Source organism: Streptomyces chisholmiae (assembly GCF_031845445.1).
Taxonomy (GTDB): domain Bacteria; phylum Actinomycetota; class Actinomycetes; order Streptomycetales; family Streptomycetaceae; genus Streptomyces; species Streptomyces chisholmiae.
The window spans coordinates 218,464-244,625 of sequence record NZ_JAVREO010000006.1 but is presented as its reverse complement, the minus strand read 5'-3'; the positions used below and the strand labels follow the sequence as shown (position 1 = coordinate 244,625).

Genomic DNA, 26,162 nt, shown 5'->3' with positions numbered 1-26,162 from the left:
CCCTTTCGTATGCTGCGGGGACGTCAGCCGATGAACTCCTGAAGGTCCCGCTCAAGGGCGGCCTTCGGCTTGGCGCCCACGATGGTCTTGACGACCTCGCCGCCCTGGTAGACGTTCATGGTCGGGATGGAGAGGATGCCGTACTTGGCCGCGGTCGCCGGGTTCTCGTCGATGTTGAGCTTGACGATGGTGATCTTCTCGGCCTGTTCGGCGGCGATCGCCTCCAGCGAGGGGGCGACCTGGCGGCACGGGGCGCACCACTCGGCCCAGAAGTCGACCAGCACGGGCTTGTCGCTCTGGAGGACCTTCTCCTCGAAGTCGGCGTCGGTGGCGGTGACGGTGGCGCCAGCCATGATGCTTCTCCTTTGTTGGTACTTGCTGGTCGGTCGGTGGCTTGTGGGGAGGCTCAGCCCTGGGCTTCCGCGGTGACGGAGACGGCGTCGGCCAGGGCCGCCAGGTACCGTTCGGCATCCAGCGCGGCAGAGCAGCCGGTCCCGGCGGCGGTGATCGCCTGCCGGTAGGTGTGGTCCACTACATCACCTGCGGCGAAAACTCCGGGCACATTGGTGCGCGTGCTGGGCGCGTCGACCGCAATGTAGCCCTCGTCGTCCAACTCCAGGACGCCCTTGAAGAGTTCGACCCGCGGGTCGTGGCCGATGGCCACGAAGAGACCGCCGACGGGAAGGTCGGAGAGTTCGTCCGTCTTGGTGTTCCGCACCACCAGAGCGGAGAGCTTGTTGTCCGTCCCCTTGATCTCCGCGACCTCGCTGTCCCAGAGGAACTCGATCTTCGGGTCGGCGAAGGCGCGTTCCTGCATGGCCTTGGAGGCACGCAGGGTGTCCCGCCGGTGGATGATGGTGACCTTCCGAGCGAACCGGCTGAGGAAGGTGGCCTCCTCCATGGCGGTGTCGCCGCCGCCCACCACCACGATGTCCTGCTCCCGGAAGAAGAAGCCGTCGCAGGTCGCGCAGTAGGAGACACCGCGGCCGGACAGCTCGTCCTCGTTGGGCAGTCCCAGCTTGCGGTGCTGGGAACCGGTGGTGACGATGACAGCCTTCGCCTGGTGCACGGTGCCGGCGGAGTCGGTGACCGTCTTGATCTCTCCGCTGAGATCCACCGCGACGATGTCGTCGGGCACCAGCTCGGCGCCGAACCGCTCCGCCTGGGCCCGCATGTTGTCCATCAGGTCGGGACCCATGATCCCTTCCTGGAAGCCAGGGAAGTTCTCGACCTCGGTCGTGTTCATGAGTGCGCCGCCCGCGGTGACCGACCCCTCGAAGACGAGCGGGCTGAGCGAGGCACGGGCGGTGTAGAGCGCGGCGGTGTAGCCCGCAGGTCCGGAGCCGATGATGATCACGTTGCGGACGTCGCTCACGGAAATCTTCCTTGTCTGGTGGTCTCTCACCCGGGACCCTGGCTGGGCCCTCAGACGCTTAACGGTTCCCAGGGTCCCAGACATTCCCCGCCCGATGACGCCCCCGGGGGGTCCATGCCCCTGAGGTGTTCCCGGCGGGGAAACGCGACGGCCGGAGAGGGCGCGACGCGAACGATCTTCTCGGTGGGCTCCCCCGGTCGCGACGTCCTAGTCGCGGGGGTAGCTCTCCTCCAGCAGGATCTCCCCGGTGACCGGCGGGTCGGCGGAGACGCACTGGGCGTCCACCACATAGGCGGTCACCAACTCGGGGTCCTCGCTGTGCGGGAGGACGACCAGGTAGGCGTCCATACCCTGGTAGTCCTCCGCATTGACGGCCAGGGGTTCCTCGGGCCGGTTGATCGCCTCGTCCACACAGATCGGCATTTCCGAGAGGACCTGGAGTCCCCCCGTGTCCGGCTCCTCGGTGGGGTCGTCGGGCGGCGTGTCGCTGGGCGCGCTGGTGGATACGGGCGGCGGGGCCGGCGCTTCCGGCTCGGGCGGCGGCTCCTGGGTGGGCGGCTCCTCGGCGGCGGACGCCTCGGACTGCTCGGTGTCCTCGAGCAGCTCCCGCACCTGGCCCTCCAGGTACTCCACCGGCAGCTCGGACGGCGTGGCTATAGCCTCTTCGGCGGCGCCGGAGTTCGCCGCGGCATCGCTGGCGGCGCCGTCCTCGCTCACCGTGCCCAACGTCTGGAGGAGTACGCCGCCGAGGCCCACGGCCAGTGCCGCGCCGGCCGCCGCCAGCATGAAGCGGCCACGGGAACGGCGCCGCTGCGGTGGCGCTGTTTCACGTGAAACAGGCGGCAGCTCGATGGGCCGGCTTGCCTCGGCGGCGAGCGCCGCGTCGATCCGGAGGACGACATCGTCCGGGATCGGGCCGGGGTCGGTCTCATCAGCCAGGGTCTGACGCAGCAGGGTCAGATCATCGTGCACCGCCGCGCAGCGGGGGCAGTGCGTTAGGTGTTCGCGCAGGCCGGCCGCCTCGGCCGGAGAGAGCAAGCCCTCGTCCAGCTCCGCGATCTCGGCGGGCTCGGGGTGTTTCTCACTCATGTCTGCCCACCTCCTTCTCGGTGGCGCCGGCCGCTCCCCTGCCTCTGGGAGGTGGGACGGATGGACCCGAAGTCTGGTTCCGCACGGTCTCCTCATCCGGGGAGGCCTTGGGGTGGAGGTGCCGGAGCAGCGGCAGTAGGCGCGCGCGGCCACGGGCACAGCGGCTCTTGATCGTGCCTACCGGGGTCTCCAGGATGCGGGCCGCCTCGGCCACCGGGTAGCCCTGCATGTCGACCAGGACCAGGGCGGCCCGCTGCTCTGCGGGGAGTTCGGCGAGCGCGGTGTGTAGCTGACGGCGGAGGTCCTGACGTTCGGCCGGGGCTTCCGCGGACTCGTGCGGCTCCAGAAGATCCTCCAGCCGCTCCGGCTCCGGCATCGGCGAGGTACGGCGACTCTGGGCCCGACGCACCCGGTCCAGGCAGGCGTTCACGGTGATGCGGTGCAGCCAGGTGGTGACCGCCGAGTGGCCCCGGAAGGTGTGCGCGGAGCGGTAGGCGGAGACCAGGGCGTCCTGGAGCGCGTCCGCCGCCTCCTCGCGGTCGCCCAGGGTGCGCATCGCCACCCGCCAGAGGCGATCCCGGTGGCGTCGGACCAGCTCGGTGAACGCCTCCGGGTCCCCGGCCACGTGCTGGGCCAGCAGCTCCTTGTCGCTGGAGACGGCGGGTTCGCTGGGCGCCTGACTGCTCACCACGGCACCTCCCTCTGCCCCCCGGGACCGGCGGGGCCGGCCTGCTCGTGTTCTGACCGATTACTGGTGAACGCTGATATCGGTGATTCGGCCACGGTAGTTGCCGTCATCCCCCTGCGGCAGTTCGGTCAGCCAGACGAGCACGAATCGTGTCTCGACTGGTTCGTCTCCCTCAAGCGTGAGCGAGGTGCCCGTGCCGCCGTCCACCACCGTGAAGCCGTCCTGATGGCTGGGCGCCGTGGTCGCGTCGGCCGGCGCGACCCGGAACTCGACGCTCGTCGAGCCGAGGGCCTCCACGTCGATGGACTGGATCTCCTGGGCCTCGCCGAGGTCCAGGAGCAGGCCCAGACCGGGCTTGAGGTTACCGAAGTTCGGTGTTCCGTAGTAGTTCTTGGTGTGCCAGAAGCTCGCTGGGTCGTCGTCGATGGCCAGCGGGGCGGACTCCGGGTTCTGTCCGGAGCCGAGGGGATCGAACTCCGAGATCTCGCTGACCGTCACCGGGCCGGCGGGTGGCGCCTCGTCGTCCGGTTCCACGACCGGACCGGGGACCGGGGGGTTCTCGGGCGGTGAGTCCTTCTTCAGCAGCGCGTCGGCGAGCTGCCAGCTGCCCAGCCCCAGCGCGGCGATCAGCAGCGCGGAGACGCCCAGCTTCAGGGCCGTGCCCCAGCGTCCGGACAGCGGCGGGGGCGCGCTCCCGGCCGGACCAGTGGGCACCGGACGGCTCGCGGCGGGCGGCTGGCCACCGCTGACCAGCGAGCCGCGCTGGAAGGTGGTCGGCTGGTGGAACTGCGGGATGGCGGAGGGGGTGGGCTCCGGGGGGCGGATCCGAGGCAGGGCCGCCAGCGCCTGACGCAGCTCTTCCGGGGTGGTCAGCGCGGGCTTCTCGCTCGCCGCGGTGGCGCCGTCGTTCACCAGGGCGCGCATGGCCAGCTCGGAGAGCCGCCGATGCACCCCCGCCCGCACCTGGTCCGGGGTGAGCAGGGGATCCCTGGAACCCGTGCTCAGCTCCCCGATGCCGCTGAGCCCATAGACGCCCTGCGGGTAGGGCCAGCGCTGGGTCAGCGCCGCGTAGAGCAGGGCCCCGATGGCCTCGGTGTCGGTGCGCTGGGGGTCGTCCACCTCGATGCCCCGCAGCGCCGCGTCCACGGCCAGCCCGCGGATGCGGAACTGGCAGGGGCCGGTGCGGAGCACCGTGGCCGGGTTGAGCCGCAGATGCACCAGGTTCTTCTGGTGGGCCGCGGCCATGGCCTCGGCGACCTGGCCGGCGAGCGCCTGCGCCTCGTGCGCGTCCAACGGTCCGCTGTGCAGCAGGGTGTGCAGCGGCTGGGCGTCGGGCAGCCACTCGTGGATCACATGGACCAGGCCCTTCTCCTCCACCGCGTCGAGGACCTGGACGAAGCGCGGGTCGCCCAGAAGCGCGGTGGACCGCGCCGAGGAGAGCACCGTGGCGGCCCGCTCGTGGCTGGCCGGCAGCACGTGGACGCCCACCGCGCGGCGCAGCTTCTCGTCGACCGCACGCCAGCTGCTGAAGCCGTCCAGTCGGGTGATGCACTCCTCAAGCCGGTAGCGACCGGCCAGTCGGTGACCGCTGTGCAGCTCGACCGGCTCGGGGGCGGACGGAGGACGTTCCTGCGTGGCACTCGTGGCGGTCTCGCCCTCCGGCTCAGGTGTGTCCGCAGCTTCCCGGGCGTTCGCCTGGTCCTGCGGAGGGCTTGTGGCCGTGCTCCGTTCCGCCACCGTCGCTTCCGCCTCCCCGTTCCGAGCCGTCGGTCGTGGACTCTGCCAGATTCATTGTGCCGTTAGTCCGTCACCCCGCACGACATGTGAGGGCACCGGGAGGTTGTACGGAGGGTGGCCGGAATGCGTCGGGGTCGCGGCCCCGTGCGCCGGTTCCCCGCGACGTCCGAGGTCAGCGCCCCAGCCGGCTGCGGACCATGCCGACCAGGACGGTCATCTCCTGGATCCGCATCCGGCGCGCGGCCAGGTAGAAGATCGCCAACAACAGCAGCCCACCGACGCTGACCGCGGCCAGCGAGCCCAGCAGGCCCTGGCCCAGGGTGTCCAGCAGGAAGAGGCCGGCGAGGCCGCCGAGCAGCGCGGCCGGCAGACAGGCGCCGCAGAGCCGGATGTAGGTGCGGACCACCCGGGGCCCGTCCAGATCGGTGCGCATGCGCTGCCGCAGGCGCCGCCAGGCGATCACCACGCCGAGGGCGTACGCCACGCCGTAGCCGAAGGCGATGCCCGCGACGACCCAGCGGTCCGGCAGCAGCACGAAGCTCAGCGTGGAGAGGACGATCCAGGCGAACGAGACCACCACGGTGTTGAAGAACGGCGTCTTGGTGTCCTCGTAGGCGTAGAAGGCGCGCAGCACGACGTACTGGGCGGAGTAGGGGATCAGCCCCAGCCCGAAGGCCATCAGGATGTAGCCGAAGGAACGGGCGCTCGCTTCGCCGGCCGAGCCGAAGAGCATGGTGCAGATCGGAATACCGAGCGCCAGGAAGGCGAAGCTGATCGGGACGATCGCCACCGCCGAGGTACGCAGCCCGTGCGAGAGGTCGTCGCGGACCGCGGCCGTGTCGTTGTCGGCCGCCGAGCGGGAGAGCCTGGGCAGCAGGGCGGCCATCACCGAGACGGTGATGATGGCCTGCGGCATCTGCCAGATGAGCAGCGTGCTGTTGTAGGCGGTGAAGCCGGTGCCGGGGAAACCGGCGCGGTCGGCGTTGTCGCCGGCCCAGGTGGCGAACTGGGTGACCACGATCAGCGCGGCCTGGTTGGCGAGGACGAAGAGCACCGTCCACTTGGCCAGCCGGGCCGCCTTGCCCAGACCGTGGCCGCGCCAGTCGAAGCGCGGACGGATGCGGAACCCGGCGGCCCTGAGGTACGGCAGCATCGCGCCGGCCTGGACCACCAGGCCCAGGAGCGTGCCGATGCCCAGCAGCCGGATGCCCTCGGGGGTGATGGTGGTGACGTTCATCTCCGAGCTGCCCTGGGTGCCGTAGACCCAGAGGAACATGCCGAAGGTGAAGATCACGACGATGTTGTTGAGGACCGGGGTCCACATCATCGCGCCGAACCGGTCCCGCGCGTTGAGGATCTGGCCCAGCACGGTGTAGACGCCGGTGAAGAAGATGGTGGGCAGGAAGTAGCGGGCGAAGGTGATCGTCAGCTCGTTGGCCGCCGGGTCACTGGCGAACTTGGCGGTCTGCAGCCGGACCAGCAGGGGCGCCGCCAGCATGCCGCCGACGACCAGGACCGCCAGGGCCACCATGACCAGGGTCAGCAGCCGGTTGGCGTAGGCGTCGCCGCCGTCCTCGTCGTCCTTCATGGCTCGCACCAGCTGGGGCACGAAGACGGAGTTGAGGCCACCGCCGATGATCAGGAAGTAGATCATCGAGGGCAGGGCCCAGGCGACGGTGTAGGTGTCGGCGAGGACGGCCGCGCCGAGGGCCGCCACGATGACCAGCTGGCGGACGAATCCGGTGACCCGGGAGACCAGGGTGCCCGCCGCCATTATCGCGCTGGACCTCAGCAGGCTGCTGGCTCGCCCACCACCGCCCTTGCTCTCCGCGGGCGTCGGGGTGGGATCGGCCGCCGGGGCCGGCGCGGCGGCGGGCGCCGGGGGTGAGGGGGGCGGCGGCGCCGGCGGCCGGTGCTGCTGGTGCTGCGGATGCTGGGGGTGCTGGGGGTGCTGGTACTGAGGGTGCTGCTGCTCCCGGGGCTGTTCCCGATGCTGTTGCGGATAGGGATGCTGCCCCTGCGGGTGGTGTGGCTGGGGGTAGGACTCGGCCGGCGGCTGGGCGGGGGACTGGGCCGGGCCGGCCCCCGGGTGCTGCTGGTCCCGGAAGAGGTAGGCGAAGGCGTCGTCCGGCTGCCCGGGCTGCTGCTGGTACTGCTGGTCGGACCCGGCGGGCGGGTAGCCGCCGGTCGGGCCCGGGCCGTGCTGCTGCGCGTGTTGGTTGTACTGGTTGTGCTGCCCGTGCTGGCCGTGCTGCTGGTATGGGCCGCCGAACTGGTCGCCGTGCTGGCCGGCCAGGCCGTCCGGGTACGAGGCGCCCGGCTGCGCCTGCTGCGGATACTGCGCCTCGGGCGCGCCCCACCGGGGGTCCTGGTAGTGCTGTGGGGCCTGCGGCTGCTGGTAGCCGGCCGCCGGGTCCGTGGGGCCCTGGTAGGGCGGGTGCGCGGTGCGGTCGTAGAGCGCCTCACCCACCGGGTCCTGCGCCAGCGGATCGCGGGCCGCGTACGGGTCGTGCGCGTAGCTGTCCGCCAGGTAGGGGTCGTATCCGGCCGGCTGCCGCTGCCCGTGCGGCGGCGCCGGCTGCTGCCCGTAGGGCTGCTGAGGGGGGTAGCCGGCCTGCGGGTCGTAGCCGGCGTGGGGCGGCTCCGCGTAGGGCTGGTAGCCGCTCTGGTCCGCAGCGTGTTCCGGCCAGCCGGACGGGTCACCGCCATCCGGCGCCTGGCCGCGTTCACGGTCATACGGCGCTTGCATCGCTACCCCACCTTAGGCTCACGGTCCGGACTCCGGCTCACTCGTCGGGGGATCCAGCCTCTCACCCCGGGGCGGGGTGTCGGTGTTGACGCCGCTGGTGTCGGAGTCGCTCTCACCCGCCGAGGCGTCGTCGGACGTGCCGCCCTCGCGGGCCGCTCGCTTGCGCTGTGTGTAGATCCGGATACCGGCGAGCACCACCAGCAGCAGGCCGCCGGCGATCACCATCAGCACCACGGGCGTGATGGAGGTGACGTCGGCCTGGAACCGCATGGGCTCCCCGTACGCCTTGTCGCCCTCGGCGGTGAAGAGGCGGGCCTCCAGGAAGGTCTGGCCGTTGGCCCGGGCCGTGGCGGAGAACTTCACCGTCTGGCTGTGCCCCCCGCCCACGGTGACCTGCTGGGCCTCGCCCACCTCAAGTCCCATCCGGCGACTGGAGGTCAGCCGCAGCTCAAGCCCCTGGACGTCCTGCACCAGGTTGTTCTCCACCGTCACCGGGATGGTGGCGCTGCGACCGGAGAGCGTGATGGGGGACTTCTGGATGATGCGGACCCGGTCGGTGAGGTCCTCCAGACCGTTCTGCACCGTGAAGCGGTACGCGGCCGCGTCCGACTCGTGGCCGCGCCAGGAGGTGGACATCTCCCGGCGGATCGCGTTGCCGAAGGGCGGCTCGACCCGATCCGGGCGGGTCAGGATGACGGTGAAGTCGTCCAGCGCGCGCTGGGTCTCCCGCATGATCTGGAAGGCGCTGGTGGGCAGCTCCTGCTGGCGCAGTCGGGAGGGGTACTCGTCCGCGCTCGGCACCCGCTGGTTGGCCGCCGGGTCGGGTGCCGCGGCGGCGGCGGTGCTCAGGTCGGCGAAGGAGAGCCAGTCGGCATGCTCCTGGAGCGCCTGCACGGCGTCGGCCATGGCCTGCGCCTGGTCGCCGGTCGGCATCCGCTGGGGGGCCAGCAGCAGGTTGCGCTCGCTCGCCGTGTCCTCCTCGGCGATGGCCAGGGTCTGGGCGAGCAGCTGCTGGCGAGCCAGGGTGGCGTTGCCGGCGCCGCTCATGTCGGCGGTGAAGAGGGTGGAGAGCACCGGGTCGGCCACGATGGCGGTGTTGCCGTCCCCGATCGGGCGCGCGGCCGAGGGCGTGTGGGCCAGGCCGTCGTCGCGCAGGCTGTCACCGCGGGCGATGACGTTGTGCGCGCCGGCCGAGGTGGCGACCGAGACGATCGAGGGGTCCACCGCGCCTTCCACCGGCCAGGCGAAGTTCGTGGTCGGCTCGACCTTCAGGACCGACTCGACGGTGACCGCGGCCGTCTCGGTGGCGGTGGCCAGCTGCCAGAGGGCGCCCTGCACCTCTCGCCCCTGGTGGGCCAGCGAGGCCAGGTCCGGGTCGCCGAACGGCAGGGCGACCACCTCGTCGCCGCGCACCGCCTCCTGGAGGTCGTGCAGCCAGGCCCTGGCCTCCCGCTGGCCCGCGCCCGGGACGAGGTTGTCGCCCTCGTAGACCTGGTACTCCTCCACCATGGCGTCGACCGAGGCGAGCAGGTCCGGGTCGACCACCCAGGTCACCGGCAGCTCGGCGCCCAGCCGCACCAGCTGGTGGAGGCGACCGCCGGGGGAGATCTCGGCGAGCAGGGAGTTGTCGCGGAAGGTCGGTGTCTGCTCCTCGTTGGCACCGGTCTGGGCGGTCATGTGGGTCCGGGAGATCAACGGCCACAGCACGGTCAGCTGGGTCCCGGAGGCGTCCGCCGCGCCCGTGGGCTGCCAGGTCAGCAGGCTGCGGCCGATGCCGAGAATCCGGTCCCACCGCTCGGCCTCGGTCTGCCCGGTAAGGGCGACGCCGAGCTGGTAGACCCCGTCCTCGCCCAGGGAGAGGGCGGAGACCGGCACTTCGAGGGAGAAGGTGCGGGACATGCCCGGCGCCACGTCTCCGATGTCCTGGCCGTGCCCCGTCACTATCGGGCCGTCCCGGTCGATGCCGAACTCGCTGCGGGCCATCGCCTCGTCGATGGCGCCTCGGCTGTCCAGCAGGACGCCCTGGCGGGCCGCGACGGAGCTGCCCAGGATGGTGCTGTCGCCCTCGTTGGTGATCGTCCCCCGGATGGTCAGGGTGTCGCCCTGCTCGGGGGCCACCGGGCTCAGCTCGGCGAGGGTGACCGTGGCGGCCAGCGAACCGGTGCCCGTCTGGGCGGGCACGGCACCCGGCGTGGTCGGCGTGGCCGCCGTGGCCGCTGGACCGAGGCCGGCGGAGAGCACGGTGGCCAGCAGGGCGGCACAGAGACCGAAGAGACGGCGTCCGCGGGGCCCCAGGAGTCCGGCCCGCTGGCCGGCACCAGGTCGGGACGATGGTGTTTCCGCCATCTCAGGCACGCGTCAGCCCCGTTCCTTCTCATCCCCGCTGTTCCCGGGGTCCATCCCCAGCCCTCAACGCGCCTTCATGGTAACGATGATCGCCACCCGCGAACGCCAGGGCTGGCGGCCCCGGTTGCCCCCCGGCCACGATGCCGGCGGCGGTGAGCCACGTACCCTGTGCTGTTGTGTCGAACGACAGGAAAGACAGCACCATCCGCCAGGCCGCGCCCGAGCTGAGCCAGGCGCAACAGCGGGCCGTGGGGGAGCTGCTGCGGGTCTCCCCCATCGCCGACGATCTCGCCACCCGCTTCGCGCGGGCCGGGTTCAGCCTGGCCCTGGTGGGGGGTTCGGTACGCGACGCGCTCCTCGGGCGACTCGGCAACGATCTTGACTTCACCACCGACGCGCGCCCGGAGGACGTGCTGCGGTTGGTGCGTCCCTGGGCGGACGCCGTCTGGGAGGTCGGGATCGCCTTCGGCACCGTCGGCTGCCGCAAGAGCGCGCCCCTCGGGGAGGGCGGCGAGGGCCGGCGGGACTACCAGCTGGAGATCACCACCTACCGTTCCGAGGCCTACGACCGGGACTCGCGCAAGCCCGAGGTCGCCTACGGGGACTCGCTCGAAGAGGATCTTCGGCGTCGGGACTTCACCGTGAACGCGATGGCCGTGGCACTCCCGCGGAAGGAGTTCGTCGACCCGCACAACGGCCTCGCCGACCTGGCCCAGCGGGTGCTTCGCACGCCGGGTACGCCGGAGGAGTCCTTCTCGGACGACCCGCTGCGGATGCTCCGGGCGGCGCGCTTCGCCGCCCAGCTGGAGTTCACGGTGGCCGAGCCGGTGCGGGCGGCCATGGCGGCGATGGCCGAGCGGATCGACATCGTCTCCGCCGAACGCGTCCGGGACGAGCTGAACAAGCTGCTGCTGAGCGCCCACCCGCGCCGCGGCATCGCGCTGCTGGTCGAGACCGGACTCGCGGACCGGGTTCTGCCCGAGATCCCTGCCCTCCGGCTGGAGCGGGACGAGCACCACCGCCACAAGGACGTCTACGAGCACAGCCTGACCGTGCTGGAGCAGGCCATCGACCTGGAGGAGGACGGCCCCGACCTGGTGCTGCGGTTGGCGGCGTTGCTCCATGACATCGGCAAGCCCAAGACCCGCCGCTTCGAAGGGGATGGCCGCGTCTCCTTCCACCACCACGAGATCGTCGGCGCCAAGCTGGCCAAGCAGCGGATGACCCGGCTCAAGTACTCCAATGAGCTGGTCAAGGACGTTTCGCGGTTGGTGGAGCTGCACCTGCGGTTCCATGGCTATGGCACCGGCGAGTGGACCGACTCCGCGGTGCGGCGCTATGTGCGCGATGCCGGTCCCCTGCTGGACCGGCTGCACAAGTTGACCCGGTCGGACTGCACCACCCGGAACAAGCGGAAGGCGCAGGCGCTCTCCCGGGCCTACGACGGCCTGGAGGAGCGCATCGAACGACTCAAGCAGCAGGAGGAGTTGGACGCCATCCGTCCGGATCTCGACGGCAACGAGGTCATGGAGATCCTGGGGGTCGGTCCGGGCCCGGTGGTGGGGCGCGCCTACCGCTTCCTGTTGGAGATGCGGCTGGAGAAGGGCCCGATGGAGCGGGCGGATGCCGAGGCCGCGCTCAAGGAGTGGTGGGCCCAGCAGGGGTGACGCTGCCGGCACACCACTGTCCTCAGCCGGCCGCCTCCGCTGTTTCACGTGAAACAGCGCGGCACCGGAGTCGTGCGATCAGCAGGGCGGTCAGTGCGTAGAGCGCGGAGACCAGGCAGAGCAAGGCTGGGGAGCGGCCGTCCGACGGCAGTATCAGCGCCGCTACTCCGGCCGCTCCGACGAAGGCGATGTTGTAGAGCATGTCGTAGAGCGCGAAGGTGCGGCCGCGGTAGTCGTCCGAGACCGAGGACTGCACCACCGTGTCGGTCACGATTTTCGCGCTCTGGGTGACCAGCCCCAGCACAAAGGCGGCCAGCATCATCGGGGCCGGAGCGAAGGGCAGGCCGAGCGCCGGCACCAACACGGCGGCGGCGAGGGCGCAGCAGACATACCAGCCGAGCCGGCCCAGCCGGGCCACCAGCCAGGGGGTCAGCACGGCCGCGACGAAGAAGCCGGCCCCGGATATGCCGACGGCCACGCCGAGCAGCGCGACCCCCTCGTCGCCACCCTCGTCCCAGGCGTAGCGGCAGAGCATCAGCACGGTCACCAGCAGGGCGCCGTAGCAGAAGCGCATCAGTCCGACGCCGGTCAGGGTCCACGCCGCGTAGGGGCGGTCGCGGAGATGGCGAAGTCCGGCGGTCAGGCCGCGGCTGGTGGCGACGACGGCGGTGCGGAGATCCGGCGCGAGCGCCCGGTCGTCCGGCCCCAGCTGGTCGCGGCCCAGGCGGAGGGCGGCCAGCCCGGCGAGCAGATAGATTGCCGCGGCCAACAGCAGCGCCAGCGTGTCCTCGACGCCCTGGGAGCTGGCCAGCAGTTGGACCACGAAGGCGCCGCCGCCGCCCAGGGTGGCTGCCAGGGTGCCGGCGGTCGGCGAGAGGGAGTTGGCGACGACCAGCCGGTCCGGCTCGACCACCACCCGGGGGAGGGCGGCCGAGAGCCCGGCCAGGATGAAGCGGTTGACGGCCGTCACCAGGAGGGCCGAGAGGTAGAAGAGCCAGTCCGGGGCATCGCTCAGGATCAGGGCACAGCTCGCGACGACCAGGGCGCAGCGCAACAGGTTCCCGTGGAAGAGCACCTGGCGGCGTCGCCAGCGGTCCAGGAGCACGCCGGCGAACGGTCCCAGCAGCGAGTAGGGCAGCAGGAGCACCGCCATGGCCGCGGCGATGTCCGCGGGGGTGGTCTGTTGCTCGGGAGCGAAGACCACATAGGTGGCGAGCCCTACTTGGAAGACCCCGTCGGCGAACTGGGAGAGCAACCGGACGGTCAGGAGTCGGCGAAAGCCGCTGCCGCGCAGAAGATCCCGAAGGTTGTGGATCACCGAGGTGCTCGGCGGCTGTCTCTCAGGTTTCACGTGAAACGTCGTCCGTGCTGTGTGGCGGCCGAGGATGGTCGGGCCGGGAACGGTCGGGCCAGGTCGGGGAGAAGGTCGGTGGGGGTGCGGCGACGCCCCAGGCGACATAGGGGCTGGGCGCCGGATTCGACACCTCGCTGCGGCGCAGGGTGAAGGCGTCCGGCGCCCCGTCCAGTACGCCCCCTCCGGGGTCGTCCGAACCGTCGCGCCGCACCAGGTCGTGCTCCGGGCGCAGCACGTCGCGCACCACCATGGCGCAGAGGTAGGCCGTGCCCGCCAGATGCAGCAGGATGGCCAGTTGGTACCCCCCCACGGACAGGCCCTGGTGGTCTTCCCCGTGCCGGTAGGCCAGATACATCCAGATGCTCAGGAAGTAGAGCACCTCGCAGGCCTGCCAGATCAGGAAGTCCCGCCAGCGCGGGCGGGCCAACGCCGCCAGCGGGATCAGCCAGAGCACGTACTGCGGCGAGTACACCTTGTTGGTCAGGATGAACAACGCCACTACCAGGAAGGCGAGTTGCGCCAGGCGTGGGCGGCGCGGCGCGGCGAGGGCGAGCAGTGCGATGCCGGCACAGCCCAGCACCATCAGCGCGATGGCGTAGTTGTTCACGGAGTCCAGCTCGGCGCCGGTTCGCTGGGCGATGACCAACCAGAACGAGCCGACGTCCACCGGGCGTTCGCGGCTGAAGTCGTAGAACCTCGACCAGCCCTCCGGCGCGGCCAGCAGCACCGGCAGGTTGACCAGCAGCCAGGCGGTCCCCGCCGCCAGGGTGGTGACCAGCCACGCGCGCCAACGACCCGCCCGCCAGCAGAGCAGCAGCAGCGGACCCAACAGCAGGACCGGGTAGAGCTTCGCGGCCGTCGCCAGCCCGATCAGCACTCCAGCCCACCCTGGCCGGCTCCGGGACCAGAGCAGCAGGGCCAGGCAGGTCAACGCTCCGGCCAACAGGTCCCAGTTGATGGTGGAGGTGAGCGCCAGCGCCGGCGCGAGCGCCACCAGCAGGCCGTCCCAGGGGCGGTGCCGGTGGACGCGGACCACGCAGACGGCGATCACCACGGCGCAGACCATCAGCAGCCCGGCGTTGACCATCCAGTAGAGCTGGGCTTCCAGCACCTCCCCGCCCCCGGGGGTGAGCCAGGCCGCCAGCTGCATGAAGTAGCCGGTGAGCACCGGGTACTCAAGGAAGCGCATGCCGTCGGAGAGCGTGTCCGAAAGCTCCGCGTAGGGGAGCTTCCCGTCGGCGAAACCGCGCGACTCGTACAGATACGGAATGTCCGAGTAACAGGCGTGGGTGTACTGGCCGGTGGCGCTGAAGAACCAGTACTCCTGGTAGCAGGGCACCTTCTGGACCATGCCGAGCGCGAACATGCCGATCATGACGAGGGCGACCACGCGGACCGGGGTCCACCAGCCGTCGCCCGGGACCGCCCGCCGGCCGGCCGGCCCACCGATCAACTCGCTGCCCGCGGCGGCCACCTCGTCCTGGGACGAGGGCTGAACGACCGCTCGCCGGTTGGGATGCGCCATGCGCCCATCCTGCCCCACGGCCCCCCTCCGTGGCGGGGGGTGGGCCGGCCCGGCGGTGCGGGGCGCTCACGGCCGAGGGCCGAGCATGAGCTGTTGCCCATGCCCGGCCCTCGGTGGGTGAGCCTTCGGTGTCGCGGTGCTCCCCGTCAGTCCCAGGGGAAGACCGAGTTGCTCGAACCCGGGTCTCCGTTCTCGCCCGGGTCGGTCCCCTCCGGTCCCTCGCTGGTGCCCGGGTCGGTGGTGTTTCCGGGGCCGTCGCTGGTGCCCGGGTCGGTCCCGCCGGGATCACCCTGCTCCTCGCAGTTCGGGGTCCAGGGCATGCAGGGATCGGTGGGCTCCGGATCAGGCTCCTCGCCGGTGGGCGGATCACTGGGCTCCGGGTCCTCGCTCTCCTCGGGCTCCTCAGGGGCCTCCGGCTCCTCGGTCTCCTCCTCCGGCGGGGCCTCGGTCTCCTCCGGGGGAGGCGGCGGCGGGCTCTCCGCGCCGCCACCCCAGATGGTCTCGCCGATCTCCGGCGCCTCGGGGAACTCGGTCGGCTCGTGGTCGGCCGTGGCCTCCCGCATGAAGCCGAGCCAGACCTGGAGCGGCAGGCTGGAACCGTTGATCCGGGTCATGCCCGCGGTGTCGTACATGGACATGAAGCCGGCTTCCTCGTCCTCCCGCAGGTCCTCCGGGTCGGAGGCGATCCGCCACATGCCGACCGAGGTGGAGAGGTGCGGGGTGTAGCCGACGAACCAGGCGCTCTTGTTGTCGTCCGTGGTGCCGGTCTTGCCGGCCGCCGGCTTGTCGAAGCCCTGCCGGACGATCTCGTGGCCGCTGCCCTGCTCGCTCTCCACCACGGAGACCAGGACGTCGTTCACGTTGTTGGCGACGGCGGCCTCGAAGGCGCGCTGGGTCTCCGTCTCGTACTCGTAGCTCTCCCCGTCGGGGAACTCGACCCGGGTGACCGAGTACGGCTCGGCCCGCTCGCCGCCGGCGGCGAAGGTGGCGTAGGCGGTGGCCATCCGGATCGGGCCCGGCGTTGAGACACCGAGGGCGAACGAGGGCACCGTGTCGTTGGCCGGGCCGAGGCTGTCCGGCAGCAGTCCGGCCGCCTCCGCGACCTCGGCCACGGTCGCCGGGCCGATGTCCATGCCCAGCTGGACGAAGGGTGAGTTGGCCGAGACCTCCATGGACTCCCGCAGGGTCAGCTCACCCGGGGACTTGCCCTCGAAGTTGGCCTGTTCCCAGGTGATGTCCTCGCCGGTCTCCGCGTCCTCCACGTACAGCGTCTCGCCGTTGTACTGGTTGATCTGGAGGCCGTCCTCGCTGAGATACACGCTTTCCGGCGACAGCTGGATGCGCTCCTCCCGGCTCTGCTCCGGCGGGCCTTCGGGGTCGCGGATGCCCTCCTGCATCGCCGCTGCCAGCACGAACGGCTTGAAGGTCGAACCGACCTGCGCGTTCGGCGAGTTGGCGTTGTTCACGTAGTGCTCGGGGTAGCCGGCGCCGCCGTAGATGGCGACGATCGCGCCGTCCCCTGGGATCACCGAGGCGGCGCCGAACTGCACGTGCCGGTCCTCGTCGCGGGCCTCGGGGTCGATGTGCTCTTCCTTGACTGCCTCGACCGAGGCCTCCATCTGCTCCATCATCCGCGGATTGAAGGTCGTGTGGATCTGCAGCCCGCCGGTGGACAGCTGCTGCTCCGTGACGATCCCCTCTGAGATGAGGAACTGGTCCACCAGGCTGGTCAGGTAGCCGATCTGGCCTTCCTTGTCCATCGCCGGGGTGGGCTCGTTGATCTCGGGGAACTCCATCTCGGCGGCCTCGGCCTGGTCGAGGTTCCCGACCTCCACCCGCCGTTCCACCACGTACTCCCAACGTCCCTGGGCGCGCTCCAGGTTGCCCTCGTCGGGCTCGCCCTGGAGGTTCCACGGGTCGTAGAGGCTGGGGCCCTTGAGCAGGTTGGTGAGGAACGCGCACTGGCTCGGGTCGAGGTCGACCGCGTCGACGCCGAAGTAGGCCTGGGCCGCGGCCTGGAGGCCGTGGGCGCCCCGGCCGTAGTAGGCCGTGTTGAGGTATCCCGCCAGGATCTCCGTCTTGGACCGCTCGGCGCCGACCTTGATCGACAGCAGCAGCTCGCGCGCCTTGCGCTCCAGGGTCTGGTCCTGGGTGAGGTACATGTTCTTCACGTACTGCTGGGTGATGGTCGAGCCGGACTGGACGTCGCCGCCCCTGGCCATGTTGAGCACGGCCCGGCCGATGCCCATCGGGTCGATGCCGGAGTCGTCCCAGAAGGTGGCGTTCTCCGCCGCCACCACGGAGTGCCGCATCGCCTCCGGGATCTCCTCGTAGGGGATCTCCTGCCGGTTGACCTCGCCCCCGGAGACCACCATCCGGGTGTCGTCGGACCAGTAGTAGACGTTGCTCTGCTGCTGGGCCAGCTGGTTGGGGTCGGGGATCTCCGTCATCGCGTAGGCCAGGCCGACGAGGCCGACCATCAGGCCGAAGAAGGCTACCGCGCTGCCCACCACCTGTTTCCAGGAGGGCACCCAGCGGCGCAGCCCGCGCTTGTTGGCGCGCGGGTAGTCGATCAGGCGCTTGCGCCCAGTGGGCTCGGCTCTGCGCCGACGGCCCCCGCTGGCGCCCTCAGCGGCGCTGGCGGCCGTGCCGGCGGCACCGCCGGCCCGGCGCCGCCCGCCGCGCTGGGCGGCACGGCGGGCCTCGGCGCGGCTGCCGTGCGCCCGCTGGCCCGGCACCCCCGGCGGCCCGTCAACGGGGGCCGCCGGGGGAGCGGGCGGTGGCTCGGCGCGACGGCCGGACGACGCGGCGCGGCGACCGCGCGACTGCGGCGGCTTGCGACGGTGCTCGCTCATGGGGTAGCTACTCCTAGGACAGACATCCCTGCCTGTTGACGGCGGGTACTTCTGGTGGCCCGATCCCCCGGTGTGTGATCCCTCGCCACTTTCGGGCGCACGTCACCTTCCACGAAGACGTCATCGCGCTCCGCAAGGTTCCCCGTTGGGCTGATCCGCACGGGCCCAGACTACGCAGCGGCAAAAACCATCTTTCTTTCCGGAATGGGCAATTGGGACATTCTTCCGGCGGTGAAGCCGAGATGTGACCCCCTTCACCACCATGCCGGCTTGCCGACCTCCCCCCGTCGTTCTATCTTGGCGATGTATCGAGCTGATACATCGGTTCAATGCATCGAGCGAGCATCGCTCCCAGCGCGGACAGACGAGCCCCCCACCGGGGGCGCGGACAGGTAAGGCAAGGCACATCGGATGCGGACGGAGGTGACCTCCCGGGTGAGCCGGCGATCTGGCGTCCTGGAGTTCGCCGTACTCGGCCTCCTGCGCGAGGCCCCCATGCACGGTTACGAGCTGCGCAAGCGGCTCAACACCTCGCTGGGCGTCTTCCGAGCGTTCAGCTACGGCTCCCTCTACCCCTGCCTCAAGGCCCTGGTCCAACAGGGCTGGCTGGCCGAGGAGTCGGGCCGGGCCCCGGACGACCCCAGGGCCACGTCGCTGACCAACCGCCGCGCCAAGATCGTCTACCGCCTCACGGCCGAGGGCAAGGAGCGCTTCGAGGAGCTGCTCGCCCAGACCGGCCCTGACGCCTGGGAGGACGAGCACTTCGGGGTCCGCTTCGCCTTCTTCGGGCAGACCTCGCGGGACGTGCGGATGCGCGTCCTGGAAGGGCGCCGGAGCCGCCTTGAGGAGCGCCTGGCCAAGATGCGGGCCTCGATGGCCCGCACCAGGGAGAAGCTCGACGCTTACACCCTGGAGCTTCAGCGCCACGGCATGGAGTCCGTGGAGCGTGAGGTGCGCTGGCTCAACGAGCTGATCGAGAGCGAGCGGGAAGGACAGGACCAGCGCGAGCAGCGCGGCCCCGGCAGTGCCAGGGAACGTGCCCGCCCCGATGATCCGTCCGACGACCGCACCATCTAAGTCCCCCCGCGACGGAGCGGGGTCACGTCGAGAACACACAACAGGGAGCAACCGGAATGGGTTCGGTTCGCGTAGCCATCGCTGGCGTGGGAAACTGCGCCGCCTCGCTGGTACAGGGCGTCGAGTACTACAAGGACGCCGCCCCGGACAGCCGCGTCCCGGGTCTGATGCACGTCCAGTTCGGCGACTACCACGTCTCGGACATCGAGTTCGTGGCCGCCTTCGACGTTGACGCCAAGAAGGTGGGCATCGACCTGAGCGATGCCATCGGCGCCAGCGAGAACAACACCATCAAGATCTGTGACGTGCCTCCCACCGGCGTGACCGTGCAGCGCGGCGAGACCCACGACGGGCTGGGCAAGTACTACCGCGAGACCATCGTCGAGTCCGACGCCGAGGCCGTCGACGTCGTCCAGGTGCTCAAGGACACCCGCGCCGACGTGCTGATCTGCTACCTGCCGGTCGGCTCCGAGGACGCGGCGAAGTACTACGCGCAGGCCGCCATCGACGCCAAGGTCGCCTTCGTCAACGCCCTCCCGGTCTTCATCGCCGGCACCAAGGAGTGGGCGGACAAGTTCGTCGAGGCCGGCGTGCCGATCGTCGGCGACGACATCAAGTCGCAGGTCGGCGCCACCATCACGCACCGCGTCATGGCCAAGCTGTTCGAGGACCGGGGCGTCGTCCTGGACCGCACCATGCAGCTGAACGTCGGCGGCAACATGGACTTCAAGAACATGCTGGAGCGCGACCGGCTGGAGTCCAAGAAGATCTCCAAGACCCAGGCCGTCACCTCGCAGATCCCCGACCGGGACCTGGGCGAGAAGAACGTGCACATCGGTCCGTCGGACTACGTGGCCTGGCTGGACGACCGCAAGTGGGCCTACGTGCGGCTGGAGGGCCGGGCGTTCGGCGACGTCCCGCTGAACCTGGAGTACAAGCTCGAGGTCTGGGACTCCCCGAACTCGGCTGGCGTGATCATCGACGCGCTGCGCGCCGCGAAGATCGCCAAGGACCGCGGCGTCGGCGGCCCGGTCTTCTCCGCCTCCTCCTACTTCATGAAGTCCCCGCCGGTGCAGTACTTCGACGACGTGGCGCGGGAGAACGTCGAGAAGTTCATCCGCGGCGAGGTCGACGGCTGAAGCCCGCGCGACACCGCCTGAGCCCAACCGGCGGCAGCCCCGGTCCGTTTCCGGGGCTGCCGCCGGTGGCGTGTGGGCGGGCGCCGCGCGCCGGCACCGGTCAGCGGTCGGCCAGCCGGTCCACCTGGGTGGTGGTGTGCCGCAGGATGGCCTTCAGCTCGTCGCCCACCTTCGGCTCCCGCGCCTCGGCCGGCACGAACAGGATCGACACCTGCATGTGCGGCGGCTCGGCGAACCACCGCTGCTTGCCGTCCCAGACGAACGGCGACAGGTTGCGGTTCACCGTGGCCAGCCCGGCCCTGGCCATGCCCTTGGCGCGGGAGGTCATCCCGTGCAGCGCCTTGGGCGCCTCCAGACCCACCCCGTGCGAGGTGCCGCCGGCCACCACGGCCAGCCAACCGTCGCCGGGCGCCTTCTGCTGCCGGTAGCCGAAGCGGTCGCCCTTGGCCACCGGGGTGACGTCCAGCACCGCGCCCTGGTACTCGGTGGCGCCGTGGTCGCCCAGCCAGAGCCGGGTGCCGATCCTGGCCCGGAACCTGGTCTGCGGGAACTGCTGCCGCAGCCGTGCCAGTTCCTTGCCGGACAGGTGGCTGACGTACATGGTGTCCAGCGGCAGCCGGGCGGCCCGCAGCCGGTCCATCCAGCCGATGACCTCCTCCACCGCGTCGCTGCCGTCCGTGCGGTCCAGCGGGAGGTGGATCGCGAAGCCCTCCAGTCGGACGTCGTCCAGCGCGGCGTGCAGCTTGCCCAGGTCCCGCTCGGTGACGCCGTGGCGCTTCATCGAGCTCATCACCTCGACCACCACCCGCGAGCCGACCAGCCCGTACACCCCGTCAACGGAGGAGGCCGACCGGATCACCCGATCGGGGAGCGGGACGGGCTCCTCGCTCCGCCGGTACGGCGTCAGCACCAGCAGGTCGCCGCTGAAGCGGTCCTTCATGGCCAGGGCCTCGTAGGTGGTCCCCACCGCCAGGGTGTCCAGCTCCAGCCGGGAGACCTCCTCGGCCAACCGATCGTGCCCGAAGCCGTAGCCGTTGCCCTTGCACACGGGAACCAGGCCGGGGAATTCTGCGACCACCGACCGCTGGTGCGCCCGCCAGCGGTCGGTCTCGACGTAGAGGGTGAGCGCCATGGCGGAGGCCCTTTCTGCTGTTACTGCTGCGTTTCTGTTGTTTTGTTCGGCTGGGAAAGCCCGGCTACGGCGCGCAACCGCTGTTGGCGAGGAGCCCCTCGGTCACCGCCGCGACATGTAGATATCAAGTGCCTTGTGGAGCAGCTTGTTGAGCGGGAAGTCCCACTCACCGAGATACTCCGCCGCCTCGCCCCCCGTGCCGACCTTGAACTGGATCAGGCCGAAGAGGTGGTCGGTGTCCTCCAACGAGTCGCCGATCCCCCGCAGGTCGTAGACGTGCGCACCGAGCTGGTGCGCGTCCTGCAACATGCGCCACTGCATCGCGTTGGAAGGCCGGACCTCCCGCTTGTGGTTGGCCGACGCACCGTACGAATACCACACATGGCCGCCCACGATCAGCATGGTGGCGGCGGCGACCGGCTCACCCTCGTGCAGGGCGAAATACAGCCGCATCCGATCGGGCTCCTCCTCATTCAGAACCCGCCACATCCGCTCGAAGTACATCAGCGGACGCGGGCGGAACTTGTCGCGTTCGGCCGTCACCTCGTAGAGCTGCTGCCAGGCCGGGAGGTCGTCGTAGCCGCCCCTGACCACCTGCACACCGGCCTTGTCGGCCTTCTTGATGTTCCGGCGCCACAGCTGGTTGAAGCTCTTCTGGACCTCGTCCAGCGACCGGTCCCGCAGCGGGATCTGGAAGACGTAGCGCGGCTGCACGTCGCCGAAGCCGGCGCCGCCGTCCTCACCCTGCTGCCAGCCCATCCGGCGCAGCTGGTCGGCCACCTCGAACGCCTTGGGCTCCAGGCTGCTCGGCTCCACGTCCCGCAGCCGCTTGACCTCGGGGTTCTGGATGCCGGCCTTGATCGCGCCCGCGTTCCACCGCCGGATCACCACCGGGGGGCCCATCTTGACCGAGAACGCCCCCTGCCGCTTGAGGTGCGCCAGCATCGGGCGTAGCCACTCCTCCAGGTTGGGCGCGTACCAGTTGATCACCGGGCCCTCGGGAAGATAGGCCAGATACCGCTTGAGCTTGGGGAGTTGGCGGTAGAGCACCAGACCGGCGCCGACCAGCCGCTGGCTCGCGTCGAACCAGCCCAACGACTCCGAGCGCCACTCAGCCTTGACACCGCCCCAGGCCGGCACCTGCATATGGCTGGCCGACGGGAGCGAGCGGATATACGCGAGGTGTTCGTCGCGGCTGATGGTCCTCAGGGTCAGGCTCATGCGGGCGCTCCTTGGGCGTCAAACGCAGCGTCTCGCCCGGAAGCCTAACGGCGTGACCACTCCCCCGGGACGGCGCGGTGGCGCTCGGCGCACGCGCGTGGCGCGCCGGCTCACGGTGTGTCACGACCGCCCGTCCCGCGGGGTGGCCCGGCCCGCGCGGGTCCCGATCAGCCGAGCCAGCCGCCGAAGAGTCCTCCGTTGGACATCCCCAGATAGAGGCCGACGCCCGCCCCGCCCAGGCCGAGCACGGTGAGGGCGCGCTGCCCGGTGGTGGCCGAGACGAGCTGACTGATCACCCCGACCACCAGGCCGGCCAGTCCCGTCCAGCTGCTGGTCAGGTGCAGTCCCGGGAAGTGCGCGGTGATCGCCGCGACCAGGCCAAGCACCAGGGTGATCGAGGCGAGGGTGTTCTCCCGTGGGTGGGCCCGCCCGTCGGTGTTCATCAGGAACCCGACGGTCTGGGTGAACGAGCCGCGATGCGCTGCCTGAGCCATAAGAGACCCTTCCTTGGCTTTCATCCCTGTATGTCCAGCTTGCAGCGCTCTCCGGGAGGATTTCAACCGGAAGGCCGAGTGCGGGTACGGTGTACTGTCCGCCCCCGGTTCTCGCCGGGTGCGGATCGCATCACGACCCTCCTGCCACGGATCGTCCGTGGCCGCCTGAGTCCAGAGGAGGTGGGTTCACGTATGCGTCACTACGAGGTGATGGTGATCCTCGACCCCGATCTCGAGGAGCGCTCCGTCGCCCCCCTGATCGAGTCGTTCCTGTCGGTGGTCCGTGAGGCCAACGGCAAGGTCGAGAAGGTGGACACCTGGGGTCGCCGCCGTCTCTCCTACGAGATCAACAAGAAGCCTGAGGGCATCTACTCGGTGATCGACCTGCAGGCCGAGCCCGATGTCGTCAAGGAGCTCGACCGACAGATGAACCTCAACGAGTCGGTCATGCGGACCAAGGTCCTTCGGCCGCTCACGCGCTGATCCCCCGGGATCGACGCGGTACGAGCGGTACTACCGAGGTATCGAAGGTTCTGGCGACCGCCCGCTCGTCCGCCCCGCCCGACCAGGCGTGGCGGTCCAGGGCGGACTCGGCCCAGCAGTCGTCGAGATGGCACGCGGACAGCGCGGACCGCACTGTCAGTGCCATGCGTAATCATCGCAGCATCAGCAGTTAACCCCCGCCGAGAGGTTCCCCCAATGGCAGGCGAGACCGTCATCACGGTCGTCGGCAACCTGGTCGACGACCCCGAGCTGCGCTTCACCCCATCCGGTGCGGCGGTCGCGAAGTTCCGTGTCGCGTCCACGCCGCGGATCTTCGACCGGCAGACCAGTGAGTGGCGGGACGGCGAGAGCCTCTTCCTGACCTGCTCGGTCTGGCGGCAGGCCGCGGAGAACGTCGCGGAGTCGCTGACCAAGGGCACCCGCGTCATCGTCCAGGGCCGGCTCAAGCAGCGGTCCTACGAGGACCGGGAGGGCGTCAAGCGCACGGTCTTCGAGCTGGACGTCGAAGAGGTCGGCCCCAGCCTGCGCAACGCCACGTCCAAGGTCACCAGGACCACCGGTCGCGGTGGCCAGGGTGGCGGCGGCGGTGGTGGCGGTTGGGGTGGCGGCCAGGGCGGTCCCGCCGGTGGCGGTCAGCAGGGTGGCGGCGCGCCCGGGGGCGACCCCTGGGCGAGCAGCGCACCGGCTGGCGGCGGCCAGCAGGGCGGCGGTGGCGGCGGCTGGGGCGGCGGTGGTGGCGGCGGCTACTCGGACGAGCCCCCGTTCTGATCGCGGCGCGCTTGCTCGCAAGCACCCCACTTCTTTTGCACTCACCGGAGAAACAGCATGGCGAAGCCGCCCGCGCGCAAGCCCAAGAAGAAGGTTTGCGTGTTCTGCAAGGAGAAGATCTCCTACGTTGACTACAAGGACACGAACCTGCTGCGGAAGTTCATTTCCGACCGCGGCAAGATCCGTGCCCGCCGGGTCACCGGCAACTGCACCCAGCACCAGCGCGATGTCGCCACGGCCGTCAAGAACAGCCGTGAGATGGCGCTGCTGCCCTACACCTCGACCGCTCGCTGACCGGAAAGGATGGTGTGACGCGTCATGAAGATCATCCTGACCAACGAGGTCTCCGGCCTGGGTACGGCCGGCGACGTTGTCGAGGTGAAGGACGGGTACGCCCGTAACTACCTGCTGCCCCGTGGGGTGGCGATCCGCTGGACCAAGGGCGGAGAGAAGGACGTCGAGCAGCTTCGTCGCGGTCGCAAGATCCGCGAGATCGCCTCGATCGAGCAGGCCAACGACGTCAAGGCCCAGCTTGAGGGGGTCACGGTCCGGCTCAAGGTCCGTGCCGGCTCCGGCGGGCGGCTCTTCGGCTCGGTCACCCCGGCCGACATCGCCACGGCGGTGAAGACCGCGGGTGGCCCCGATGTGGACAAGCGCCGCATCGAGCTGGGCAACCCGATCAAGAGCCTGGGCTCGCACCGGGTCTCCGTCCGGCTGCACCCCGAGGTCGTGGCCAACGTGGGCATCACGGTGGACGCCGCCAAGTAACCCCGTCGGGGGAGCACGACGGCTCCAGGGGCCGTGTCCCAGCGCCTGCCAGGCGCCGGGGCACGGCCCTCGCCGCTGTGCGGCGGCCGGCCTGCCGGCTCAGGCGGCGGCGCCGGTCACCAACCAGCGCCCGGTCCTGGCCCGCAGCCCCAACGTCAGCAGCCTGGTGCCCATCATCAGCCCGGCGATCGCCCCCCACAGCGCGGTCACGCCCCCGCCCAGCGTGGGCACCAGCAGCGCCACCGGGGCGAAGACCGCCAGGGTCAGCAGCATGGCGACGGCCAGGTACCGACCGTCCCCGGCCCCCATCAGCACGCCGTCGAGCACGAAGACCACCCCGGCCATCGGCTGGGTGACGGCCACCACCAGCAGCACCGGGAGCAGCTGCTCGCGGACCTCCGGGTCGCTGGTGAACAGCCGCAGCGCCAGCGGGATGGCGGCGATCAGCAGCAGCGCGAGCACGCCGCCGCCGACCACGCCCCACCAGACCATCCGGCGGCAGGCCTCCCGGGCGCCGGCCCGGTCGGCGGCGCCGAGGTAGCGCCCGATGATCGCCTGGCCGGCGATGGCGATGGCGTCCAGCGCGAAGGCGAGCAGCGTCCAGATGGTGAGGCTGATCTGGTGCGCGGCGATGTCCGCGTCGCCCAGCCGGGCGGCGACCGCGGTGGCGATCAGCAGGACCGCCCGCAGCGAGAGGGTGCGCACCAGCAGGGGCACGCCGGCCCTGGCGTTGTTCCGCAGCCCGGCCACGCTGGGCCGCAGGCTGGCCGCGTGCGCCCGGGCGCCGCGGACCACCACCCGCAGGTAGACGGCGGCCATGCCCCACTGGGCGAGCACACTGCCCCAGGCCGAGCCGGCGACGCCGCCGTCCAGGCCGTAGATGAAGAGCGCGTTGAGCACGATGTTGGTGCCGAAGCCGCCGACGGCGACGAGCAGCGGGGTGCGGGTGTCCTGGAGGCCGCGCAGCACGCCGGTAGCGGCGAGCACGATCAGCATCGCCGGGATGCCCAGCGCGCTGATCCGCAGGTAGGACACCGCGTGTGGGGCCGCCGTCGGGGAGGCGCCGAAGAGGTCCACCAGGGCCGGGGTGGCCGGTACCAGGACGGCGACCAGCACGGCGCCGAGGAGCATGGCCAGCCACACGCCGTCCATCCCGCGGCGGATGGCGGTGGCCAGGTCGCCGGCGCCGACGCTGCGGGCGACGGCGCCGGTGGTGGCATAGGCCAGGAAGACGAAGACGTTGACCACGGTGGTCAGCAGGGCGGCGGCCACGCCGAGGCCGGCGAGCTGCGCGGTGCCCAGGTGGCCGATCATCGCGCTGTCGGCCAGCAGGAACAGCGGCTCGGCGACCAGGCTGCCGAAGGCGGGCACGGCCAGGGCGAAGATCTCCCGGTCGTGCCGGCGGAGCCGGCGTTTCCGGTCGGCTCGCGTGTGCTCGTGCCCCGGTGGCTCTGGTTGGGGGAGCGCGGGCGGGTCCGCCGCCTGGCCGGTGGATGACATGGCTCGATCCAAACATCCACAGGTAATGGATGCAAGCCGTCAAGAGTCCTTACTTGGGCCCGGGTGCCCGGGTGTTCCGCGGCTTGGGCGGTGTGACCTTGCCGCCGGCCGGCGGGGCTCGCCACCCTCCCCGCACCGGTCGTCACCCTCTGGGAAAACCGCAGGTGGGGAGGG

At 70.8% G+C, this 26,162-nt stretch carries 21 protein-coding genes; 7 read left to right on the top strand and 14 right to left on the bottom strand.

Going from position 1 to position 26,162, the window contains the following annotated elements; translation table 11 throughout:
- Positions 1-23 precede the first annotated feature (23 nt).
- The 7 genes from trxA to RM844_RS12425 form a co-directional block, all read right to left on the bottom strand.
- Positions 24-353, bottom strand: a complete 330-nt coding sequence (trxA, locus tag RM844_RS12455) for a thioredoxin (RefSeq protein ID WP_311667157.1) — start codon at positions 351-353, stop codon at positions 24-26.
- 53 nt (positions 354-406) lie between these two features.
- Positions 407-1,375 carry a thioredoxin-disulfide reductase gene (gene trxB / locus RM844_RS12450; protein WP_311667156.1) on the bottom strand — a complete coding sequence of 323 codons (969 nt, stop codon included), beginning with the start codon at positions 1,373-1,375 and terminating at the stop codon, positions 407-409.
- A 207-nt stretch (positions 1,376-1,582) separates the two neighbouring features.
- Positions 1,583-2,464 carry an anti-sigma factor family protein gene (locus RM844_RS12445; RefSeq protein ID WP_311667155.1) on the bottom strand — a complete coding sequence of 294 codons (882 nt, stop codon included), beginning with the start codon at positions 2,462-2,464 and terminating at the stop codon, positions 1,583-1,585.
- Positions 2,457-3,152: an RNA polymerase sigma factor SigM gene (gene sigM / locus RM844_RS12440; protein WP_311667154.1), complete on the bottom strand. Its 696-nt coding sequence runs from the start codon at positions 3,150-3,152 to the stop codon at positions 2,457-2,459. Before sigM ends, RM844_RS12445 begins: the two co-directional genes overlap by 8 nt.
- A 60-nt stretch (positions 3,153-3,212) precedes the next feature.
- The gene (locus RM844_RS12435; RefSeq protein ID WP_311667153.1) at positions 3,213-4,889 is read right to left on the bottom strand and encodes a protein kinase family protein; all 1,677 of its coding nucleotides are present in this window, start codon (positions 4,887-4,889) and stop codon (positions 3,213-3,215) included.
- 172 nt (positions 4,890-5,061) lie between these two features.
- Positions 5,062-7,638 carry a murein biosynthesis integral membrane protein MurJ gene (murJ, locus tag RM844_RS12430; protein ID WP_311667152.1) on the bottom strand — a complete coding sequence of 859 codons (2,577 nt, stop codon included), beginning with the start codon at positions 7,636-7,638 and terminating at the stop codon, positions 5,062-5,064.
- Between the two features lie 18 nt (positions 7,639-7,656).
- Positions 7,657-9,984 carry a DUF6049 family protein gene (locus RM844_RS12425; RefSeq protein WP_311667151.1) on the bottom strand — a complete coding sequence of 776 codons (2,328 nt, stop codon included), beginning with the start codon at positions 9,982-9,984 and terminating at the stop codon, positions 7,657-7,659.
- A gap of 140 nt (positions 9,985-10,124) precedes the next feature.
- On the opposite strand from RM844_RS12425, the gene RM844_RS12420 reads away from it, so the two are divergent.
- Positions 10,125-11,651: a CCA tRNA nucleotidyltransferase gene (locus RM844_RS12420; RefSeq protein ID WP_311667150.1), complete on the top strand. Its 1,527-nt coding sequence runs from the start codon at positions 10,125-10,127 to the stop codon at positions 11,649-11,651.
- A 22-nt stretch (positions 11,652-11,673) separates the two neighbouring features.
- On the opposite strand, the gene RM844_RS12415 is transcribed toward RM844_RS12420, so the two are convergent.
- From RM844_RS12415 to RM844_RS12405, 3 genes are all read right to left on the bottom strand, one after another.
- Positions 11,674-13,002: an MFS transporter gene (locus RM844_RS12415; protein ID WP_311667149.1), complete on the bottom strand. Its 1,329-nt coding sequence runs from the start codon at positions 13,000-13,002 to the stop codon at positions 11,674-11,676.
- Positions 12,992-14,530 carry a glycosyltransferase family 87 protein gene (locus RM844_RS12410; protein ID WP_311667148.1) on the bottom strand — a complete coding sequence of 513 codons (1,539 nt, stop codon included), beginning with the start codon at positions 14,528-14,530 and terminating at the stop codon, positions 12,992-12,994. The genes RM844_RS12415 and RM844_RS12410 overlap by 11 nt, the downstream gene beginning before the upstream one ends.
- 146 nt (positions 14,531-14,676) lie before the next feature.
- Positions 14,677-17,385 carry a transglycosylase domain-containing protein gene (locus RM844_RS12405; protein WP_311667147.1) on the bottom strand — a complete coding sequence of 903 codons (2,709 nt, stop codon included), beginning with the start codon at positions 17,383-17,385 and terminating at the stop codon, positions 14,677-14,679.
- A 435-nt stretch (positions 17,386-17,820) separates the two neighbouring features.
- On the opposite strand from RM844_RS12405, the gene RM844_RS12400 reads away from it, so the two are divergent.
- Positions 17,821-18,462, top strand: coding sequence for a PadR family transcriptional regulator (locus RM844_RS12400; RefSeq protein WP_311667146.1), 642 nt, complete (start codon positions 17,821-17,823; stop codon positions 18,460-18,462).
- A 56-nt stretch (positions 18,463-18,518) separates the two neighbouring features.
- Positions 18,519-19,601: an inositol-3-phosphate synthase gene (locus tag RM844_RS12395; RefSeq protein WP_311667145.1), complete on the top strand. Its 1,083-nt coding sequence runs from the start codon at positions 18,519-18,521 to the stop codon at positions 19,599-19,601.
- Positions 19,602-19,701: 100 nt separating this feature from the next.
- Here the strand turns inward: RM844_RS12395 and RM844_RS12390 are convergent, their stop codons facing one another.
- The 3 genes from RM844_RS12390 to RM844_RS12380 all read right to left on the bottom strand — a co-directional run bounded on the left by RM844_RS12390 (position 19,702) and on the right by RM844_RS12380 (position 22,448).
- Positions 19,702-20,733 carry an alanine racemase gene (locus tag RM844_RS12390; protein WP_311667144.1) on the bottom strand — a complete coding sequence of 344 codons (1,032 nt, stop codon included), beginning with the start codon at positions 20,731-20,733 and terminating at the stop codon, positions 19,702-19,704.
- Between the two features lie 102 nt (positions 20,734-20,835).
- Positions 20,836-21,954 carry a lipid II:glycine glycyltransferase FemX gene (locus RM844_RS12385; protein WP_311667143.1) on the bottom strand — a complete coding sequence of 373 codons (1,119 nt, stop codon included), beginning with the start codon at positions 21,952-21,954 and terminating at the stop codon, positions 20,836-20,838.
- A gap of 167 nt (positions 21,955-22,121) precedes the next feature.
- Entirely contained in the window at positions 22,122-22,448 is a 327-nt protein-coding gene (locus RM844_RS12380) for a hypothetical protein (protein WP_311667142.1), read from the bottom strand.
- Positions 22,449-22,640: 192 nt separating this feature from the next.
- On the opposite strand from RM844_RS12380, the gene rpsF reads away from it, so the two are divergent.
- The 4 genes from rpsF (at position 22,641) to rplI (ending at position 24,488) form a co-directional block, all read left to right on the top strand.
- The gene (gene rpsF / locus RM844_RS12375; protein ID WP_122183433.1) at positions 22,641-22,931 is read left to right on the top strand and encodes a 30S ribosomal protein S6; all 291 of its coding nucleotides are present in this window, start codon (positions 22,641-22,643) and stop codon (positions 22,929-22,931) included.
- Between the two features lie 216 nt (positions 22,932-23,147).
- Positions 23,148-23,720 carry a single-stranded DNA-binding protein gene (locus RM844_RS12370; protein ID WP_311667141.1) on the top strand — a complete coding sequence of 191 codons (573 nt, stop codon included), beginning with the start codon at positions 23,148-23,150 and terminating at the stop codon, positions 23,718-23,720.
- 57 nt (positions 23,721-23,777) lie between these two features.
- The gene (rpsR, locus tag RM844_RS12365; protein ID WP_003978893.1) at positions 23,778-24,014 is read left to right on the top strand and encodes a 30S ribosomal protein S18; all 237 of its coding nucleotides are present in this window, start codon (positions 23,778-23,780) and stop codon (positions 24,012-24,014) included.
- A gap of 24 nt (positions 24,015-24,038) precedes the next feature.
- Entirely contained in the window at positions 24,039-24,488 is a 450-nt protein-coding gene (rplI, locus tag RM844_RS12360; protein WP_311667140.1) for a 50S ribosomal protein L9, read from the top strand.
- A gap of 99 nt (positions 24,489-24,587) precedes the next feature.
- Here the strand turns inward: rplI and RM844_RS12355 are convergent, their stop codons facing one another.
- Entirely contained in the window at positions 24,588-25,988 is a 1,401-nt protein-coding gene (locus RM844_RS12355; protein ID WP_311667139.1) for an MATE family efflux transporter, read from the bottom strand.
- Positions 25,989-26,162: the final 174 nt, after the last annotated feature.

What these genes read in the sequence shown, in the direction of transcription:
- trxA (WP_311667157.1), bottom strand. Translation starts at nt 353, where the DNA reads ATGGCTGGCGCCACCGTCACCGCCACCGACGCCGACTTCGAGGAGAAG.
- RM844_RS12445 (WP_311667155.1), bottom strand. Translation starts at nt 2,464, where the DNA reads ATGAGTGAGAAACACCCCGAGCCCGCCGAGATCGCGGAGCTGGACGAG.
- murJ (WP_311667152.1), bottom strand. Translation starts at nt 7,638, where the DNA reads ATGCAAGCGCCGTATGACCGTGAACGCGGCCAGGCGCCGGATGGCGGT.
- RM844_RS12425 (WP_311667151.1), bottom strand. Translation starts at nt 9,984, where the DNA reads ATGGCGGAAACACCATCGTCCCGACCTGGTGCCGGCCAGCGGGCCGGA.
- RM844_RS12420 (WP_311667150.1), top strand. Translation starts at nt 10,125, where the DNA reads ATGCCGGCGGCGGTGAGCCACGTACCCTGTGCTGTTGTGTCGAACGAC.
- RM844_RS12410 (WP_311667148.1), bottom strand. Translation starts at nt 14,530, where the DNA reads ATGGCGCATCCCAACCGGCGAGCGGTCGTTCAGCCCTCGTCCCAGGAC.
- RM844_RS12405 (WP_311667147.1), bottom strand. Translation starts at nt 17,385, where the DNA reads ATGAGCGAGCACCGTCGCAAGCCGCCGCAGTCGCGCGGTCGCCGCGCC.
- RM844_RS12395 (WP_311667145.1), top strand. Translation starts at nt 18,519, where the DNA reads ATGGGTTCGGTTCGCGTAGCCATCGCTGGCGTGGGAAACTGCGCCGCC.
- RM844_RS12390 (WP_311667144.1), bottom strand. Translation starts at nt 20,733, where the DNA reads ATGGCGCTCACCCTCTACGTCGAGACCGACCGCTGGCGGGCGCACCAG.
- RM844_RS12385 (WP_311667143.1), bottom strand. Translation starts at nt 21,954, where the DNA reads ATGAGCCTGACCCTGAGGACCATCAGCCGCGACGAACACCTCGCGTAT.
- RM844_RS12380 (WP_311667142.1), bottom strand. Translation starts at nt 22,448, where the DNA reads ATGGCTCAGGCAGCGCATCGCGGCTCGTTCACCCAGACCGTCGGGTTC.
- rpsF (WP_122183433.1), top strand. Translation starts at nt 22,641, where the DNA reads ATGCGTCACTACGAGGTGATGGTGATCCTCGACCCCGATCTCGAGGAG.
- RM844_RS12370 (WP_311667141.1), top strand. Translation starts at nt 23,148, where the DNA reads ATGGCAGGCGAGACCGTCATCACGGTCGTCGGCAACCTGGTCGACGAC.
- rpsR (WP_003978893.1), top strand. Translation starts at nt 23,778, where the DNA reads ATGGCGAAGCCGCCCGCGCGCAAGCCCAAGAAGAAGGTTTGCGTGTTC.
- rplI (WP_311667140.1), top strand. Translation starts at nt 24,039, where the DNA reads ATGAAGATCATCCTGACCAACGAGGTCTCCGGCCTGGGTACGGCCGGC.
- RM844_RS12355 (WP_311667139.1), bottom strand. Translation starts at nt 25,988, where the DNA reads ATGTCATCCACCGGCCAGGCGGCGGACCCGCCCGCGCTCCCCCAACCA.